The organism is Minwuia sp., from assembly GCF_048263705.1.
GTDB lineage: Bacteria > Pseudomonadota > Alphaproteobacteria > Minwuiales > Minwuiaceae > Minwuia.
The window spans coordinates 27087-44086 of sequence record NZ_JBLXDV010000007.1 but is presented as its reverse complement, the minus strand read 5'-3'; the positions used below and the strand labels follow the sequence as shown (position 1 = coordinate 44086).

Annotated in this window: 18 protein-coding genes; 2 read left to right on the top strand and 16 right to left on the bottom strand. The window is 65.1% G+C overall.

Features of this window, described 5'->3' with window-relative positions:
• Nucleotides 1-95: 95 nt before the first annotated feature.
• The gene (mnmA, locus tag ACN0X7_RS11510) at nucleotides 96-1235 is read left to right on the top strand and encodes a tRNA 2-thiouridine(34) synthase MnmA (RefSeq protein WP_417517313.1); all 1140 of its coding nucleotides are present in this window, start codon (nucleotides 96-98) and stop codon (nucleotides 1233-1235) included.
• A gap of 34 nt (nucleotides 1236-1269) precedes the next feature.
• On the opposite strand, the gene ACN0X7_RS11505 is transcribed toward mnmA, so the two are convergent.
• From ACN0X7_RS11505 to ACN0X7_RS11490, 4 genes are all read right to left on the bottom strand, one after another.
• Nucleotides 1270-2880 carry a phosphoenolpyruvate carboxykinase gene (locus ACN0X7_RS11505; protein ID WP_417517311.1) on the bottom strand — a complete coding sequence of 537 codons (1611 nt, stop codon included), beginning with the start codon at nucleotides 2878-2880 and terminating at the stop codon, nucleotides 1270-1272.
• A gap of 310 nt (nucleotides 2881-3190) precedes the next feature.
• Complete coding sequence (locus tag ACN0X7_RS11500; protein ID WP_417517309.1) at nucleotides 3191-3622, bottom strand: ester cyclase; 432 nt, start codon at nucleotides 3620-3622, stop codon at nucleotides 3191-3193.
• Nucleotides 3623-3628: 6 nt separating this feature from the next.
• Nucleotides 3629-4357 (bottom strand): HugZ family protein, encoded by a 729-nt coding sequence (locus tag ACN0X7_RS11495; RefSeq protein ID WP_417517307.1) that lies wholly within the window; start codon nucleotides 4355-4357, stop codon nucleotides 3629-3631.
• Nucleotides 4354-5397: a MaoC family dehydratase gene (locus ACN0X7_RS11490; RefSeq protein WP_417517305.1), complete on the bottom strand. Its 1044-nt coding sequence runs from the start codon at nucleotides 5395-5397 to the stop codon at nucleotides 4354-4356. Before ACN0X7_RS11490 ends, ACN0X7_RS11495 begins: the two co-directional genes overlap by 4 nt.
• A 200-nt stretch (nucleotides 5398-5597) precedes the next feature.
• Between ACN0X7_RS11490 and ACN0X7_RS11485 the strand changes: the two genes are divergently transcribed.
• Nucleotides 5598-6323 carry a hypothetical protein gene (locus ACN0X7_RS11485; protein WP_417517303.1) on the top strand — a complete coding sequence of 242 codons (726 nt, stop codon included), beginning with the start codon at nucleotides 5598-5600 and terminating at the stop codon, nucleotides 6321-6323.
• A 159-nt stretch (nucleotides 6324-6482) separates the two neighbouring features.
• On the opposite strand, the gene ACN0X7_RS11480 is transcribed toward ACN0X7_RS11485, so the two are convergent.
• The 12 genes from ACN0X7_RS11480 to ACN0X7_RS11425 form a co-directional block, all read right to left on the bottom strand.
• The gene (locus ACN0X7_RS11480; protein WP_417517301.1) at nucleotides 6483-6869 is read right to left on the bottom strand and encodes a nuclear transport factor 2 family protein; all 387 of its coding nucleotides are present in this window, start codon (nucleotides 6867-6869) and stop codon (nucleotides 6483-6485) included.
• Nucleotides 6866-8260, bottom strand: a complete 1395-nt coding sequence (locus tag ACN0X7_RS11475; RefSeq protein WP_417517299.1) for a mechanosensitive ion channel family protein — start codon at nucleotides 8258-8260, stop codon at nucleotides 6866-6868. Before ACN0X7_RS11475 ends, ACN0X7_RS11480 begins: the two co-directional genes overlap by 4 nt.
• A 41-nt stretch (nucleotides 8261-8301) precedes the next feature.
• Entirely contained in the window at nucleotides 8302-8673 is a 372-nt protein-coding gene (locus tag ACN0X7_RS11470) for a VOC family protein (RefSeq protein WP_417517297.1), read from the bottom strand.
• A 52-nt stretch (nucleotides 8674-8725) separates the two neighbouring features.
• Nucleotides 8726-10414: an N-acyl-D-amino-acid deacylase family protein gene (locus ACN0X7_RS11465; RefSeq protein WP_417517295.1), complete on the bottom strand. Its 1689-nt coding sequence runs from the start codon at nucleotides 10412-10414 to the stop codon at nucleotides 8726-8728.
• Between the two features lie 66 nt (nucleotides 10415-10480).
• Complete coding sequence (locus ACN0X7_RS11460; protein WP_417517293.1) at nucleotides 10481-11437, bottom strand: peptidoglycan DD-metalloendopeptidase family protein; 957 nt, start codon at nucleotides 11435-11437, stop codon at nucleotides 10481-10483.
• Between the two features lie 55 nt (nucleotides 11438-11492).
• Nucleotides 11493-12140: a protein-L-isoaspartate(D-aspartate) O-methyltransferase gene (locus ACN0X7_RS11455; RefSeq protein WP_417517291.1), complete on the bottom strand. Its 648-nt coding sequence runs from the start codon at nucleotides 12138-12140 to the stop codon at nucleotides 11493-11495.
• A 9-nt stretch (nucleotides 12141-12149) separates the two neighbouring features.
• Nucleotides 12150-12905, bottom strand: coding sequence for a 5'/3'-nucleotidase SurE (gene surE / locus ACN0X7_RS11450; protein ID WP_417517289.1), 756 nt, complete (start codon nucleotides 12903-12905; stop codon nucleotides 12150-12152).
• Between the two features lie 22 nt (nucleotides 12906-12927).
• On the bottom strand, nucleotides 12928-14208 hold the full coding sequence (serS, locus tag ACN0X7_RS11445; RefSeq protein ID WP_417517287.1) for a serine--tRNA ligase: 1281 nt from the start codon (nucleotides 14206-14208) through the stop codon (nucleotides 12928-12930).
• A gap of 69 nt (nucleotides 14209-14277) precedes the next feature.
• A complete protein-coding gene (gene tatC / locus ACN0X7_RS11440) occupies nucleotides 14278-15099 on the bottom strand; it encodes a twin-arginine translocase subunit TatC (protein ID WP_417517285.1) in 822 nt (273 codons plus the stop codon).
• Nucleotides 15096-15551 (bottom strand): Sec-independent protein translocase protein TatB, encoded by a 456-nt coding sequence (gene tatB, locus ACN0X7_RS11435; RefSeq protein ID WP_417517283.1) that lies wholly within the window; start codon nucleotides 15549-15551, stop codon nucleotides 15096-15098. The genes tatC and tatB overlap by 4 nt, the downstream gene beginning before the upstream one ends.
• Nucleotides 15552-15602: 51 nt before the next feature.
• Nucleotides 15603-15821 (bottom strand): twin-arginine translocase TatA/TatE family subunit, encoded by a 219-nt coding sequence (locus ACN0X7_RS11430; protein WP_417517281.1) that lies wholly within the window; start codon nucleotides 15819-15821, stop codon nucleotides 15603-15605.
• Between the two features lie 87 nt (nucleotides 15822-15908).
• Nucleotides 15909-16931 (bottom strand): ABC transporter ATP-binding protein, encoded by a 1023-nt coding sequence (locus ACN0X7_RS11425; RefSeq protein WP_417517279.1) that lies wholly within the window; start codon nucleotides 16929-16931, stop codon nucleotides 15909-15911.
• Nucleotides 16932-17000 lie beyond the last annotated feature (69 nt).

The window sequence follows — 17000 nt, the reverse complement described above, 5'->3', positions numbered from 1 at the left end:
CGGTTCTTCCTGTTGCCGGCGAAGATCACGGTTGCCGTTGCCAAGGTCAAGCGATCCTTGCATGTCGCCGGGTTGGCGATATATCTCCCGCCATCATGCATGTTGATCTGGACATAGCGGGAGACCGCGCCGCGACCCGTGTCGTCGTCGCCATGTCGGGGGGCGTCGATTCCTCGGTGACGGCAGCGCTGTGCAAGGAGGCGGGATACGACGTCGTTGGCATCACGCTGCAGCTTTACGATCATGGCGCGGCGGTCGAACGCAAGGGGGCCTGCTGTGCGGGGCAGGACATCATGGATGCCCGCAACGTCGCCGACCGGATCGGCATCCCGCATTACGTGCTGGACTATGAAAGCCGGTTCCGGGACTCGGTGGTCGATGATTTCGCCGATGCCTACATGCGCGGCGAGACGCCCGTGCCCTGCATCCGTTGCAACCAGACGGTCAAGTTCCGCGACCTGCTGGAGACCGCGCGCGATCTGGGTGCCGTGGCGCTGGCGACGGGCCATTACGTGAAGCGTGTCGCCGGACCGGCCGGGCCGGAGATGCACAACGCCGCCGATGCCAGCCGCGACCAGAGCTACTTCCTGTTCGCGACGACGGCGGCGCAGCTCGAATTTCTGCGGTTCCCGCTCGGCACCCTGCCGAAGTCCGAGGTGCGCGCCCATGCCGAACGGTTCGACCTGCCCGTCGCGGACAAGCCGGACAGTCAGGACATCTGCTTCGTGCCCAACGGCGACTACCGCCGCGTGATCGAGAAGCTGCGCCCCGACGCCCGCATCCCCGGCGAAATCGTCGACCTGAGCGGTCGCGTGCTGGGCGAGCATGACGGGGTGATCGGTTACACGATCGGACAGCGCAAGGGGCTGGGGCTGGGCGGCGAGGCCGGGGGCGACACCGCGCCGCGCTTCGTGGTGCGGCTGGAGCCTGAAAGTGCACGGGTCGTGGTCGGCCCGCGCGAGGCGCTGGCCTGCCGCAGCCTGACGGTGAAGGAACTGAACTGGCTCTCGCCGGAAACGATTCCGGCAGATGGCCTCAGGGTGAAGGCGAAGATCCGGAACAATGCGCCCGCAACCGATGCCACGATCTACCCGCCCGTCGGCGGCATGGCTCAGGTTGTCTTCACCGCGCCCGAATTCGGCGTGTCACCAGGGCAGGCGTGCGTATTCTACGACGGGACGCGGGTGCTGGGCGGCGGCTGGATCACCGAAGCCGAAAGCGCGATGGCCGCCTGACGCTGACGGCCAGGCGGCATCATCACAAGCTGTTTCAGGCTGCCCGTGACGGGGCGGCGGCGCGGATGTCGCTTTCGACATAGCTTTCGAACTGTTCGAAATTGTCGTTGAAGCGCCCGACCAGTTCACCGGCCTTGGTGTCATAGGCTCCGCCATCGTCCCACGTGCCGCGCGGGTTCAGAACCTCGTCGGGCACGCCCGGGCATGCGGTCGGCACCTGTACGCCGAAATTCGGATCCGTGCGCGTCGGGACGCCATCCAGCGATCCGTCCAGCGCGGCATTCAGCAGGGCACGGGTGTAGTTGATCGGCATGCGCTGCCCCACGCCGTAGACGCCGCCGGTCCAGCCGGTGTTCACCAGCCAGCAGTTCGCACCGTGCTTGGCGATCTTGTCGCCCAGCAGGTTGGCATAGACCGACGGATGGCGCGGCATGAAGGGGGCACCGAAGCAGGTCGAGAACGTCGCCTGCGGCTCGTTGCCCAGTCCCTTCTCGGTCCCGGCGACCTTGGCGGTGTAGCCCGACAGAAAGTGGTACATCGCCTGTTCCGGCGTCAGCCTGGAAATCGGCGGCAGCACGCCGAATGCGTCGGCGGTCAGCATCACCACATTCTTCGGATGACCGGCAACGCCCGTGGGCGAAGCGTTCGGGATGAAGTCGATCGGATAGGAGGCGCGGGTGTTCTGTGTCAGCGATCCGTCGAACAGGTCAAGCTCGCCGGTCATCGGATCCATCACGACGTTTTCCAGAACGGTGCCGAACATCCGGGTGGTCGCATGAATCTCGGGTTCGGCCTTCTCGGACAGGTCGATGACCTTCGCGTAGCAGCCGCCCTCGAAATTGAAGACACCGTCGTCGGACCAGCCATGTTCGTCATCGCCGATCAGTTCACGCAGCGGATCGGCCGACAGGGTCGTCTTGCCCGTGCCCGACAGACCGAAGAAGATCGCCGCATCGCCCGCCTGACCGACGTTGATCGAACAGTGCATCGGCATGACCGACCGCGCGGGCAGCAGGTAGTTCAGGATCGAGAAAACCGATTTCTTGATCTCGCCGGCATAGTGCGTGCCGCCGATCAGAACCATCTTCTTTGCAAAGTTGGCGATGATGAAACAGTCCGAGCGCGTGCCGTCGCGTTTCGGATCGGCCCTGAAATTGGGGGCCTGGATGACCGTGAATTCCGGATCGAAACCGGCCAGTTCATCCGCGGTCGGCTGGATGAACATGTTGCGGGCGAACAGATTGTGCCAGGCATGCTCGGTCACCACGCGGACGCCGAGGCGATAGTCGCGCGCGGCACCGGCCCAGCAGTCCTGCACGAACACTTCGCTGCCCTTCAGGTGTTCCTGCACGCGGGCCAGCAATGCATCGAACCTGTCGGCGTCGAAGGGCTTGTTGATCGCACCCCAGGAGATCTCGTTCTCGGACGTCGGTTCCTTGACGATGAACTTGTCCTGCGCCGAGCGGCCGGTGTGCACGCCGGTCTCCACGACGATTGCGCCGCCGGATGCCAGACGCCCCTGTCCGCGGGAAAGCGAAGCCGTATAGAGCGCCGCCGTGCCGTAATTCCAGTGTGCTTTCGCAACGCCGCCCAGGCCCTGGCCATCCAGGCCATGGCTGCTGATCGTCGGTCCCAGATTTTCCACGATGTCCTCCCGCTGGATGGGTCCGTTGCCGGTTATGTCGTCCGGTGCATTTCGCGAGTCCGGAAAACAGTTCCGGGCGGCACCGCAGATCCTGCACCACCAACCTTTACCGCACGCTGTCACGAAAGCGTCGTCAACATATCCAAGGGTGCCATGGTTTCAACCCGATTCGGACCAGAAAACTGTGCGAAAGTGCCGCGCTCGGCGGGCGGTCGGTTTGCGGCGCGGCCAGGCGTCCGTCACCGGGGTTGCCGGTGCGGCATCCATGCCCTGTCCGGCACGCGTCGGGGCGCGCCGGATTTGGCAATGATCACCGGGTGTTGTCGGCTCGCGCGGAATCGAAAAGCACGGGCGTGTCGAACTGCGCACAGAGCCAGAGGCGGTAGAGGCTCACCCGGCCTTCCGTCAGTTCGAAGAAGCTGAAGACATCCGCGGAAATTTCCTCGCCGGTCGGCGTGCGCCCCAGCCACGGTCCGGTGTGTCTGCCCGTGAAGGACCACCAGGCCATCACGTCGCTTTTGCCCGCGACGATCTTGCGGATCCTGATCCGGCGTTCGGTGATGTTGCGATGGAAGCCGACCACATGCGCGACCAGCCCGTCGCGCCCCGGCGGTCCGCCGAAGGCCTGATTGGCCTCGTCGATCATGTCGGGCTGTGCGATCTCGTCGATCAGTTCCAGCTTTCCGCCGCCCGCGATGTCGTGCAGATAGGTTTCCATGATCTGATGCGGTGTGCGCTGCATGTGGTTTCAGCTCCCCTTTCGCGCCCGTTTCACCAGCCGGACCAGTTCCACGCGGGCCTGTTCCGCGGTGGCCACGGGCTTGTCGAATGCGATGCGGCAATGATCGCCGGGACGGGCCAGGTCCGCGCCCTCCGGATCGATGCCGGTCAGCCGCCAGCCGACGCCGCGCCGGTCGCACAGCACATTGGCATAGAGTGCGACGGCATCGGAATGATCGGCGTTCATGTGCGCCACGACATCGGCTTCGGCCTCGGCCAGCTCGCCCGCCGACGAGACATCGGTCAGCAGGTCACCGGCATCCACCCAGTCGATCCTGCCGAACCCGGCGACGATATGCGCGCGCTCCGGTTCGACATGATAGAAAGCAAAATCGCCGAAGCCGGCATAGAACGAAGCGGAAGGGTGCCGTGCGATGAAGCGCTGCCTGGCGTGATCGTTTTCCGCCTTGATCGCCCGGCCCATCACGGTCACGCGCGGCCCCGTCAGTCGCTCGCGGTATCCGGCGGTTCCGTCGAACATCAGCGACACCCGGTCGTCGCGCAGGATATTCTTCGTGTGCTCGGCCAGGGTCGAGATCAGCAGGATCGGGCGCGCCGCGTGATCGCAGGCGACAAGCACCAGCGACCCGTACGGCCAGCCGTCGTCGCCGAGCCCGGTCGACAGTGTTGCCACGGGTTCGGCCCGCATCAGCCGGCGCGATGTCTGCGCCGCATCATGTGAGGCGGCATCCGTCACTTCGCGATCAGTGCCCAGTAGTCCAGGTCCAGGATCACGTCCTTCGCGGGCCTGCCGTCGTCGCCCCTGTGCGGGAAGTCCGACGCATTGCGGTTCTTGCAGGCCACCGTGCGCAGCCGCAGCGCACCCAGCGGGCCGTCGATGTCGGCGGTTTCGAGCACCTCGGACCATGCATAGATCGTGTCGCCCGCGAAGGCCGGGGCCGTATGCGCGCCGCCGTTGATTCCGGCGATCCACATGGCCGGCGCGAGGCCGTTGAAGGCCAGGCCGCGTGCCAGGCTGATGATGTGACCGCCATAGATCAACCGCCGTCCGAAGCGGCCTTCGCCCTCGGTGTGCTGGTTGAAGTGTACCTTCGCCGTGTTCTGGTAGAGGCGCGTGGCCATCATGTGCTCGGCTTCCTCGATGGTCACGCCATCCACATGGTCGATCTTCTCGCCCGCCTGATAGTCGCCGAACCGGTGGCTCTGGCCGATCAGGCGCGGGTCATAGGCCGACAGGTCCACGCCCGGCACCACCAGCGTTTCCGGGTCCACGCGGTCGGGCAGGTCGGGCACGACTGGGGCGGGCGCGGGGGCGTTCTCGTCGCGCTTGCGGATCATCACCCAGCGGCAATAGTCCAGCACGGTCTCGCCTTCCTGATTGCGGCCCACCGAATTGACGTAGACCGTACCGGTCTTGCCGTTCGAATTCTCCTTCAGCCCGATGACCGTGGATGTCGCCGACAGCGTGTCGCCCGGAAACACCGGCGCCAGAAAACGGCCCTGCGCGTAGCCCAGATTGGCCACCGCGTTCAGCGACACGTCCGGCACGGTCTTGCCGAACACGATGTGGAAGGTCAGCCAGTCGTCCACCGGCGCGCCGGGATAACCCAGATCCTGCGCCACCTGATCGGCGCTCTGCAGGGCAAACCGGCCGCCATACAGCGCCGTGTACATCGCGACCTCACCTTCGGTCACCGTGCGCGGCGTCGCGTGCGGCAGTTCCTGCCCGACGGTGAAGTCCTCGAAGAAATTGCCCGGATTGGTCTTGGATGACATGCGTGATGGCCCCGTATCTGGCGTGTTGAGATCGTGCATCGCATATCATGCCGGCCGACCCGGCTCCAGCGCGCAGCTTGCCGCGCTTCTCCCCGGTCGATGGCCCGCGCGGTGGAAAATCGTTCACGTTTCGAGGTCCGATGACGTAGCCTGACGTTTCGGGGAAGCAAGAAAACCACCTGAACGGGGAGAACATCATCATGTTTCACAGGATCACAAAAGGCCTTGGCGCATTGACCATCGGTGCCGCGATGCTGACCGCCGCGGCAGCGCAGGCCGCGGACGGACCATACGTCGTCAGCGGGAACGAGCACATCCTGGTGGGCATCACGCTGGACGAGGCGAAGGTCAGGGCCGTGCTGCCCGAAGGCATGGAGCCGACGGAAGGCATCACCGGCGGCCTGAACATCTACACGTCCAACGGCGGCGAAGGCGTTGCGGCCTATCAGCGGTCCTATGTCTGGGTCGATCTGGCGAACTTCGATTCGATCACCGGCAACGGCGGTCGCTACATCCTCTGGCTGTCGGATTCCGCGCATTCGGCGAAGATGGCCAGGGCCGGTTACGACACCGAGGTCGGGGCGTCGACCCTGACGAAGGACGGCCACAGGGTCATCGGCACGACCGCACTGGGCGGCGAACAGGTCATGAAGATCACGATCGAACTGTCCGATGCGGGCTGCGGCGATGCCGTGGGCACGCAGAACTATCCCAGCCTGCCGCAAGGGGCCGAAGGTCTGGTCGTGACGCAATATTCCTTCGCCGGCAAGATCTGCGGGGCGTCGCCGGTTTCGGTCGACATCACCGCGCCGGCGGATCATCCGCTGTCGGTCTACAAGCCCGTGTCGGTCGTCTGGGCGGCCTTCGCCAAGGACCTCAGCTTCTCGGGCAGCCCGCTGATGCCGGTGAAGATGGCCGGCAACTGACCGGCGAGCGCCTTGCAGCATCCGGTCGACCGTTGCCCCCGCACAAGGCGGGGGTGACAACCTGTATTGTTGACCGATTCAATCGACGGCGGGAACGCTCTGAAGGCCCGACCGGATCCCTGCACAGGGCGGGCAATCGCGCGGGGGACAGGCCGGGTTTCAGAACAGCCCGTTGTCGTTCTGCGACTCGCCGGTGATGACCTGCAGCACGTCCCAGTGCTCGACGATCTTGCCGTCTGCATCGAAGCGGAAGATGTCGATCCCGGAGTAATCGTCGATGCCCGGCCAGAGCTGGTGGCAATGCAGCACGACGATGTCGTCCTCGGCGATCGCGCGCACGAAACGGACCTGCTTGCCGGAATACTCCTCGGCCATCCGTTCGAAATAGGCGATGAAGGCTTCCTTGCCGTCGCCAACGTCCGGGTTGTGCTGGATGTAGCGGTCGCCCGCATAGCGCTCGATGGCCGCGCGCGGCCTGCACTGATTGGACATCAGGTCGTGGAAGGCCTGTGCGTTGGCCTTGTTGCGGTCCGTGGCCGCGGTCATTCACGCGGTTCCGGCGCGGGCGGATAGAGGTCCTGGCTGTCCTCGGACTGCGCGGTACCTTCGTCTCTTCTGTCCACCACTTCCAGCGGGGTGCGGAAGATGACCTCGCGATGGGGGAAGGGAATGCCGATCTCGTGCTCCTTGAAGATATCCCACAGCGAGAGCAGCACCTTGCCGCGGATGTTGACCACACCGTCCGCCGGATCCTGGATCCAGAAGCGCAGCACGAAATCCAGCGACGAGTCGCCGAATTCGACGAAGTGGCACACCGGCACCGGCGTTTTCAGCACGCGTTCGACGTCGGTCGCCGCCTCGACCGCCAGCTCGCGCACCTGATGCGGATCGCTGTCATAGGCGACGCCGAACTTGATCTCCAGGCGCACCCGGGAATGCGAGAAGGACCAGTTGATGACCTTGTTTGTGATCAGGTCCTCGTTCGGGATCAGGTGTTCACGCCCGTCCCGGGTGATGACAGAGACATAGCGGGCGTTCAGGCGTGTGATCCAGCCGAAGGTCTCCTCCAGCGTGATCACGTCGCCGGGTTTGATCGACTTGTCCATCAGCAGGATGAAGCCGCTGACCAGATTGGAGATGACCTTCTGCAAGCCGAAACCGAGGCCGAGGCCGACCGCACCGCCGAACACGGCCAGCGCCGTCAGGTCGATGCCGGTCAGGTCGAGGGCGAACAGGACCGCTGCCGCCAGCGCCCCGATGCGGAACAGCTTGGACAGCAGAACCCGTGTGGCCGGTTGCAGGTCGCGGGAACTGTCCAGGCGGCTTTCAACGATGCGGCTGGCCGCCACCGCGATCCAGACCAGCAGCACCGCGAGGCCGACGGCATTCAGCACCGACAGCAGCGAAACCTCTGCGTCGCCGACCTTGAACGATGTGCCGTCCAGCGCCGTCAGCGTCGCCGGCAGCACCCCCAGGATGTTCAGCGCGGCGATGCACCAGATGACGAATGCCGCAGTGCGCGCCAGCGCCCGGTTGCGCATGACCTTGGTCAGGATTGAGATGACGACCCAGGCGGTGACCAGATTGGCGGCAATGCGCAACAGCCGGTAGTGTTCCAGGGGCTGACTGCCGGACAGGGCCAGCACTGCGACCCAGAGCAGCAGCATCAGCATGATGGAACGCCGCCGCCGCATCAGCATCGCCGCCATGCGCTGCAGGAACCTGCGGCCCGACAGCCGGGCCACCGCCCGCTGGAAGAACGGCCCGGCCTGCACATGGAAGAGATGCGCCAGCAGGACCAGCGTGACCAGAATGCCGAGCTGGATCAGGTTCCAGCCGGTGACGATCTCCTCAAGCCAGAACTGCCGATCGGTGATCTGTGGCAGAAACGCACTCAGCCAGGCCTGAAGGTTCTGGACAACCGGGATATTATCCACTCAGACCGCCCTGGCGCACAGGTTCACCGAACGCGCCCGATCTATCCGAAGACGAAGAAGCACAGCTTGTTGCCGTCCGGGTCGCGGACATAGGCCCCATAGAAACGGTCGGGGATCCGCTGTCCCGGCTCGCCCTCATCCGATGCGCCAAGCGACATGGCCTTCTTGTACAGCGCGTCCACGTTTTCCTTCTTGCCTGCGGGGATCGCGATCATCGTCCCGTTGCCGGGCGAGGGTGCCTTGCCGTCATAAGGTGTGCAGACGGCAATCATCGGCTTGCCGGGTTCCGCGCCGATGAAGGCGATCCGGCCGGCATCGATCATCACCTTGCCGCCCATATCGGCGAACAGGTCGCAGTAGAATTTCTTGGCGCGCTCCATGTCGCTCACGCCCACGGTTGTATATCCGATCATCCTCGATCCCTTTCGCAGTTGCGTTTCGAACAGGTCAACCTGTCCGTCGTCTCTATTCGGCCGCCACGTCAAGGTGTGACCGTCCACGGCGCAGCACGCGCCCGGGGCCGTCGACGTCCAGATAGTCCGATCCGTCATGGACCTGGACACCATTGACGAACGTGCCTTTCAGGCCAGGTGCCTCTCGAACAAGACGTTCGCCGTCGGCGGGCAGGTCCTTCAGCTTCTTCGTCCTGGAGAGCTCCAGCGTTTCGGGATCGAAGATGATGAAGTCCGCAGCGCTGCCGACCGTCAGTTCGCCGCGGCCTTCCAGCCCGTAGATGCGCGCCGGTTCCGATGTCAGCTTGCGGATCGCCTCGGTCAGCGTGAACTTCTTCGCTTCCCGGACCCAGTGGCTCAGGAAATAGATGCCGAAACCGGCGTCGCAGAACAGCGTGTGATGGGCGCCTGCGTCCGACAGGCTGACGATGTTGCCCGGCATCGACAGCAGTTCGGCCACCGCGTCTTCCTCGACGTTCAGCAGCTTCGCCGTGAACACGGTCTTCAGGTCTTCCGACAGGGCCAGATCCAGAATCGCGTCCAGCGGATCCTTGCCCTGTTTCTGCGCCAGATCCGCGATGGTCAGGCCGGTCAGGCTCTCGTCGCCTGCGATGGTGATCTCGACCCGCTCCCAGTGGCCGTTGAAGATGCGCGTGCCCGACGGAACCTTCAGGGCCTCGCGGATCTGCTGGCGCACGGCCGGGTCCGCGAAGGCCGTCTTCAGCTTCGCGACGTCGCCGTCCTCGGGCCAGCCGTCGATGGTCAGCATCGGATAGGCGGCCTCCAGCGTGAAGTCCATCGACAGCGGCTGGCAGGAACACTGCGGATAGACGGGACGGCCCGCTTCCCGCTCGGCGGCACATTCACGGGCAAATGTCATCGCCCGGTCCGGCTGGTTGGAATAGTGCAGCAGCGGCGCATAGATCGATGCGCCGTTCGCCAGTTCCGCCAGTTCGCCCAGCAGCCTGACCGAGGTCCGGTCGCCGCAGGTCGCCATCATCAGGCCGCCGCCCGCGTCGCCCAGCGTGCGCGCAAAAGCGCGGAACTCATCGTCGCTGGCCATGCGGGACGGGACCGGTCGTCCGCCCGCGCCGAAATGGTTCTCGAACGTGGATGAGCCCATGCCGATGGCACCGGCGTCCAGCGCCTCGCGAAAGAGGGCCTGCATCCTGTCCAGTTCTTCCATCGTCGCCTCGCGTTCGGACCCGGCATCGCCCATCACTGCGGTGCGCATCACCGAATGGGACGCCATCGCCGCGACGTTCGGAAAGGGCTTCTTCGACTGCACCAGATCCAGATATTCGCCGAAGCCGGTGAACGAGAAATCGACGCCCGCATGCAGGCTGTCCAGCGACATCGCCTCGACCACCGACAGGTTGGCCAAAATGGTGTCGCGCGCCTCGGCGGGGGCCGGTGCGATACCGAAACCGCAATTGCCGATGACCACGGTCGTCACGCCCAGCGCCGGCGACGGCGAGGCGGTCGGGTCCCAGGTCAGTTGCGCATCATAGTGCGTGTGGACGTCCACGATGCCCGGCGCAACGGCTGCGCCGGCCGCGTCGATCTCGCGGTCTGCCGAGCCGCTGACGGTGCCGATGGCCGTGACGCGACCATCGCTGACCGCCATGTCGCCGGAGACGGGATCGTTGCCCAGCCCGTCATAGATCACTGCATTTCTGACAATCAGATCATAGTCCGCCATTACGCCCTCCTGCTAGAACGCGCCGATTCTCGCATGTGGGCGCGTATTGTCCAGAGGCGTTGACGTTCAGGAAGTCTGCGCCACCGGCACGGGGCCCATGGCCCGTTGCGGATCCAGCGCTTTCCGGCCCTTGCGGATTTCGAAGTGAAGCTGCGCGACATCGACCCCGCCGGACCGGCCCACCGTCGCGATGCGCGTACCGCGGTCGACGCTTTGCCCCTTCTCGACCAGCATCTCGTCCAGGTGCGCGTAGGCAGTGGTCAGGCCGCTGGCGTGCCGGATCAGCACCAGATTGCCGAACCCGCGGACCTCGTTGCCGACATAGACCACGGTGCCGCCGTCCGCGGCCAGAACCGGTGCGCCGGCGGCGGCCAGGATGTTCACGCCGTCATTGTGCAGGCCGCCCTTCTTCGGGCCGAACCCGGAGATGACGCGCCCGGTCACAGGCCAGATCAGCTTGCCTGAACTTTTCACGGCGGCAACGGGTTGCTGCATTCCGGATGCAGGGGCGGTGCGTGCCGTGTGGCGCGGCGCGGCTTTCGCGATATGGACGGGCGGCGGTGAGAAGGCCGGGCGGGCGGGCGGCGGGGGCGGCGCGCTGACCGGTGCACGGGCAACCTGCGTGCGGGGGCCGCGCGTGCCCGGTATCTTCAGGATCTGCCTGGGGAAGATCGTGTAGGGCGGCCGGATCCCGTTGAAGCTGGCCAGTTCCCGGTAGCCGATGCCGTAGCGTTCGGCGATGGCGGAGATGAACTCACCCTTGGCGACGCGATGCAGCCGAAGGTTCGGGATGAACAGGCGCTGGCCGGGGGACAGCCTGTACGGAGGTTGCAGGCCATTGGCCGCGACCAGGTCGGCGATCGAGATGCCGTTGCGCTGCGCGATGCTGGCCGCCGTGTCGCCCGGGCGCACCATGATCGTGCCGCCGGTATTGTCGTTGGCATTGTGCACGGTCGGCGGACCCGACGGCCCGCCCGATCCGCCGCATGCGGCGACCAGCAGACAGGCCAGGACTGTGAACACACGAATCGGCATCTTGGGAAAGTAGGATGCTGCGGGCCAGGCCGCAAGTATTACCTTAACTTCCTGCCGGAACCCCCGATACCAAAGGCACAAATCGGACCGGCAGGATGTTTTCAGTGTGTACGGTCCCGTCGTCGGCGCGATGCACCCGCACGATCTGCTGGCCGGTGGCGCTGTCACCCACGGGCACCAGCATCAGCCCGCCGGGTGCCAGCTGGTCGGTCAGCGTCTGTGGCACCTCTCCGAACGCGGCGGCGGTGACGATGATCCGGTCGAACGGTGCCTGCGACGGCCAGCCGCGCATGCCGTCGCCATGCAGGGTGATCACGCGGTGCAGGCCCATCTCCTCGAAGATCGCGCGCGCCTCCAGATAGAGGGTCCGGTGCCGTTCGATGGTATACACCCGGCGGCAGATCTGGGCGAGGATGGCCGCCTGATAACCCGAGCCCGTGCCGATCTCCAGCACCTTCATGCGCTCCTGCAGCTCCAGCTTCTGCGTCATGAAGGCGACGACATAGGGCTGGCTGATGGTCTGGCCCTGCTTGATCGGCAGCGGCAGGTTCTCATAGGCCTGGTGGCGCAGGGCTTCGGCGATGAAACGCTCGCGGGGCACCTTCTCGATCGCGCCCAGCACCGCCGTGTCGGTGATGCCCTCGCGGCGCAACTGCATCAGCAGCCGGATCTTGCGATCGATGTCAGCCACCGTTGCGGATCAGTCCGAGAAGACTTCGCCGACAGCCTGCAGTGCCTTCGAATCGGTGAAGTTCAGGCTGATGGGCGTGACCGAGATTCCGCCGCGCCAGATCGTGCCGATGTCCGTGCCCGGGGGCGGGGTGCTTTTCTGGCGGCGCAGTCCGATCCAGTAATAGGGGATGTCGCGCCCGTCGACGCGCGGCTCGATGGTGACGTCGGACTGGTCGCGCCGTCCGTGCGGGACCGCGTGAATGCCGTTGACCTCATCGGGGGCGACATCCGGAAAATTGACGTTCATCAGCACATCCCGGCCCCAGCCGGTCTCGACCAGGCGGCGGACCACTTTCGGGCCGTGTTCCTCGGCGGTCTCCCAGCGGATCTTCTGTCCGTGCGCACCGACCTGGCTCATGGCGATGGACGGAACCCCCAGCAGGGTGCCTTCCATGGCCGCCGCGATGGTACCGGAATAGGTGATGTCCTCGGCGATGTTGGCGCCACGATTGACGCCGGACAGCAGCAGGTCCGGCTTGCCGTCCAGCACCTGCCGCAACGCCATCATCACGCAGTCGGTGGGGGTGCCGACGACCGAGAACCGCCGCTCGCCCAGTTCGTTCATGCGCAGCGGGCTGGTCAGGCTGAGCGAGCGTCCGGCACCGCTCTGTTCGGCAGCCGGTGCGACGATCCAGACGTCGTCGGAGAGCTGGCGCGCGATCTTCTCCATCACCTTGATGCCGGGCGCATCGATGCCGTCGTCGTTGCAGATCAGGATTCTCATGTCTTTCTCCCGGCGGTCCGGTTCAGGCCGCACCAATGATTTCAACACCGCCCATGTAGGGCAGAAGCACATCCGGTACGCGCACCGTGCCGTCCGCCCGCTGGTAGTTTTCCAGCACGGCGATCAGGGCACGGCCCACGGCCAGACCGGACCCGTTCAGCGTATGCACGAAACGCGTCTTCTTCTCACCCTCTGGGCGGTAGCGGGCGTTCATCCGCCGGGCCTGGAAATCCCAGCAGTTGGAACAGGACGAGATCTCGCGATACCGGTTCTGGCCGGGCAGCCAGACTTCCAGGTCATAGGTCTTGCGCGCGCCCGCGCCCATGTCGCCCGACGACAGCAGCATCACCTGATAGGCCAGTCCCAGCTTCTGCAGCAGCTTTTCGGCGCAGCCCGTCATGCGCTCCAGTTCCGCCTCCGACTGGTCCTCGGTGGTGATGCAGACCATCTCGACCTTGGTGAACTGGTGCTGGCGGATCATGCCGCGCGTATCGCGTCCGGCGGAGCCCGCTTCCGAGCGGAAGCAGGGGGTCAGGGCGGTGACACGGTGTGGCAGGTCCGCCGCCTCGACGATCTGTTCGCGCACCAGATTGGTCAGCGGCACCTCGGCGGTCGGGATCAGCCAGAAGCCGTCATCGGTGTGGAACAGGTCTTCCGAGAACTTGGGCAGTTGCCCGGTGCCGAAAACCGCCTCGTCGCGCACCAGGAAGGGCGGGTTGATCTCGGTGTAGCCGAATTCCTCGGTCTGGGTGTCGATGAAGAAGTTGGCCAGCGCCCGTTCCAGCCGCGCCAGTTGCCCGCGCATGACGACGAAGCGCGCGCCCGACATCTTCGCCGCTGCGTCGAAATCCATCATGCCCAGCGCTTCGCCGATCTCGAAATGCTCCTTCGCATCGAAATCGAAATCGGGCGGCGTGCCGTTCTGGCGGACCAGCACATTGGCGTCCTCGTCCGCGCCGACGGGCACATCGTCCATCGGAATGTTCGGCAGACCGGCCAGCGCGTCGTTCAGTGCCGCTTCCCGGTCGCGGTCCTCGTCTTCCAGGCGCTGCACGTCGGCCTTCAGGTCGGCCGTCGCCTGCATCAGGCGCCGGGCCTCGGCCTCGTCGCCGCTGCCCTTGGCCTTGCCGATCAGCTTCGCCGTGCTGTTGCGTTCGGCCTGTTTGGTCTGGAGCTCCTGCTGCACGGCCAGGCGCGCCTCATGCATCGCGGCAAGATCGGCGGCGCGCACGGACTGGCCGCGGGCGTCCATGCCACGGTCGAAAGCTTCCGGATTGTCGCGAATCCAGCGGATGTCATGCATGAGTCTGTCTGCCGGTTGGGATGAGTGTCGCAGGCGTTATAGGACGGGCTGCGGAAGCCGTCCAGCGGCTCACTCGGCCTCTGCCGCCGCCTCTGCCTTCGCGCGCTGGCGTTCGACGTAGACCGCGCACCAGATCGAGATTTCGTAAAGCAGGATGATCGGAATCGCGAGCGTGATCTGGCTGATCGGGTCGGGCGGCGTGATGATCGCGGCGACCACGAAAACGGCGACGATGGCGTACTTGCGTTTCTCCCGCATGCCCTGCGCCGAGGCGATTCCGACCTTGGCCAGCAATGTCAGCAGGACCGGCAACTGGAAACACAGGCCGAACGCGAACAGCAGCTTCATGACCAGCGACAGATACTCGCCGACCTTGGGTTCGAGCTGGATGGCCAGCGATTCGTCGCCCGACGGTGCCTCGAACGACAGGAAGAATTCCCAGGCGAAGGGCATCACCATGTAATAGACCATCGCCGCTCCCAACAGGAACAGGATCGGCGTGGCCACCAGAAACGGGACGAAGGCCGACTTCTCGTTCTGGTACAGGCCCGGGGCCACGAACATGTAGATCTGCGAGGCGATGATCGGGAAGGCCAGCATGAAGGCCGCCCAGAAGGCAACCTTGATGTAGGTGAAAAAGGCTTCGTGCAGCGCCGTGAAGATCATCCGGCGGCCCTGATCCTCGCCGACCACATCGACCAGCGGTTTCATCAGGAACGCGTAGATGCCTTCGGCGAAATAGAAGCAGAAGATGAAGGCAACGATGATCGCGACCACGGCGTACAGCAGCCGGTTGCGCAGTTCGACCAGATGCGCGATCAGCGGTGCCTTCGCATCCTGAACCTCGTCATAGGCGTCTTCGCCGTCCGGACTGTTCAGCGTGTCGCTCATGTGCTGCCGGCCTTCTTGGGGTCGTCGACGACCTCCTCGACCGACACGGTCTCGATGGCCGCGCTTTCCTTCGCCGTGGGCTTGGCGGGTTTTCCGTCGGGATCGGGCGCGCTGTCAAAGCCGGGTACCGGGGACGAGGATTCCTTCCGGGCCGGCTTGCCGTCCGGTTCCTCGTCATCGTCGAACAGCTTGTCGAACATGTTGTTCTCGGTGCCGGTGGGATCGAGCATGGAATTGGTGTTCGTCGCTTCCTTCATCTCGTCCTTCAGCTTGTCCAGTTCGGCTTCACGCGCCACGTCGTCCATGGTGCGCTGGAAGTCCCGCGCCATGCCGCGCATCTTGGACACGAACTGGGTGACCGTCCGAAGCACGGTCGGCAGTTCCTTCGGTCCGAAGATCAGGACCGTCAGAACGGCGATCACCAGAAGCTCCGTCCAACCGAGATCGAGCATCGAAAACCGCCCGTCAGCAGAGTGAAAGAGGGATGAACGTCAACGCGGGCCTCAGACCTTGCGCGCCTCGTCCTGTTCGTCGGGACTTTTCGGCAGGTCGGCGTCCTTTGCCGGGACGTCCTTGTCCTTGTCCTCGTTCAGTCCGGTGCGAAAGCTCTTGATGCCCTTGCCGACATCGCCCATCAGGCTGGAAATCTTGCCGCGGCCGCCGAACAGGACCAGCACGACGACAAGAACGATCAGCCAGTGCCAGATGCTGAAACTACCCATGGATCTACTCCCAAAGTCTGTCAGTTGAAGGCGGAACATCCCGTCAGGGCCGCTCACGCCAAACGATTGCCGACCCTTATAGTGCGATCAGGCGCTGGCGGGAAAAAGAATCATGCGCTGATGGTCAATCGTGACCGAAACGGCGGTGCCGATGGCGGGCGGGCGACTGGACGTGCGCAGCCTGATGGCCGTGCCGTCCCGCGTCGTCAGGCGCACACGCCAGTAGGCACCGACCAGCCGCACATCCTCGATCCGGCAGTCCGTGCCGGTGACATCGATCTCCATCGCCTCGGGGCGGAGCACGATCAGCGCATCGCCGTCCGCCGCATTCGCGGGAAACCGCCCCAGCGCCGTCGTCACCGTGCCGCCTCTCACGGTGCCGGAAAATTCGTTCACCACACCGAAGAAGCGCGCCATGAACAGGTTCGCCGGGCGCAGATAGACCTCTTCGGGCGTCCCTGACTGCACGATCCGCCCGTTCTGCATCACCGCGATGTGGTCGGCCATGCGCATCGCCTCTTCCGGGTCATGGGTCACCAGCAGGACCGACGCGCCCAGCCCCTTCAGCAGCGACAGGGTCTCGTCGCGCACGGTGTTGCGCAGGGTGACATCCAGATTGGCAAAGGGTTCGTCCATCAGCATCAGCCCCGGCTCGGGGGCCAGCGCCCGCGCCAGGGCGACGCGCTGCTGCTCCCCGCCCGACAGCTGATGCGGAAAGACGTCGGCGCGTTCGGTCAGCCCGACCCGTTTCAGCATGGTCGCGACACGGGCCTCGCGATCGGCGCGCGGCATCCCGTTCAGGCCGAACCCGACGTTCTCGGCGACGGACAGGTGGGGAAACAGCGCATAATCCTGAAAGACCATGCCGATACGGCGGTTCTCGGGCGGGGCGGCGCGACCCGGTTCTGCCACCGTTCGGCCGTCGATCTCGATCCGGCCCTGCTGCAGATCCTCCAGCCCGGCGGCGAGGCGCAGGCTGGTGGTCTTGCCGCAACCGGACGGGCCGAGCAGGCAGAGGATCTCACCGTCGTCGATGTCCAGGGACAGGCCGTCCACAGCCTTCATGGTGCCGAAATGATGGCTGACATCGGTAAGCCGGAGTTTGGTCAAGGTGGATCGCGCCTTCCCGGTGACGAGGTTTCAGCCGCAATTGAGAGGGACTCGCAGCAAACGTCAAGG

What these genes read in the sequence shown, in the direction of transcription:
- mnmA (WP_417517313.1), top strand. Translation starts at nt 96, where the DNA reads ATGCATGTTGATCTGGACATAGCGGGAGACCGCGCCGCGACCCGTGTC.
- ACN0X7_RS11500 (WP_417517309.1), bottom strand. Translation starts at nt 3,622, where the DNA reads ATGCAGCGCACACCGCATCAGATCATGGAAACCTATCTGCACGACATC.
- ACN0X7_RS11490 (WP_417517305.1), bottom strand. Translation starts at nt 5,397, where the DNA reads ATGTCATCCAAGACCAATCCGGGCAATTTCTTCGAGGACTTCACCGTC.
- ACN0X7_RS11485 (WP_417517303.1), top strand. Translation starts at nt 5,598, where the DNA reads ATGTTTCACAGGATCACAAAAGGCCTTGGCGCATTGACCATCGGTGCC.
- ACN0X7_RS11480 (WP_417517301.1), bottom strand. Translation starts at nt 6,869, where the DNA reads ATGACCGCGGCCACGGACCGCAACAAGGCCAACGCACAGGCCTTCCAC.
- ACN0X7_RS11470 (WP_417517297.1), bottom strand. Translation starts at nt 8,673, where the DNA reads ATGATCGGATATACAACCGTGGGCGTGAGCGACATGGAGCGCGCCAAG.
- ACN0X7_RS11465 (WP_417517295.1), bottom strand. Translation starts at nt 10,414, where the DNA reads ATGGCGGACTATGATCTGATTGTCAGAAATGCAGTGATCTATGACGGG.
- surE (WP_417517289.1), bottom strand. Translation starts at nt 12,905, where the DNA reads ATGAGAATCCTGATCTGCAACGACGACGGCATCGATGCGCCCGGCATC.
- serS (WP_417517287.1), bottom strand. Translation starts at nt 14,208, where the DNA reads ATGCATGACATCCGCTGGATTCGCGACAATCCGGAAGCTTTCGACCGT.
- tatC (WP_417517285.1), bottom strand. Translation starts at nt 15,099, where the DNA reads ATGAGCGACACGCTGAACAGTCCGGACGGCGAAGACGCCTATGACGAG.
- tatB (WP_417517283.1), bottom strand. Translation starts at nt 15,551, where the DNA reads ATGCTCGATCTCGGTTGGACGGAGCTTCTGGTGATCGCCGTTCTGACG.
- ACN0X7_RS11430 (WP_417517281.1), bottom strand. Translation starts at nt 15,821, where the DNA reads ATGGGTAGTTTCAGCATCTGGCACTGGCTGATCGTTCTTGTCGTCGTG.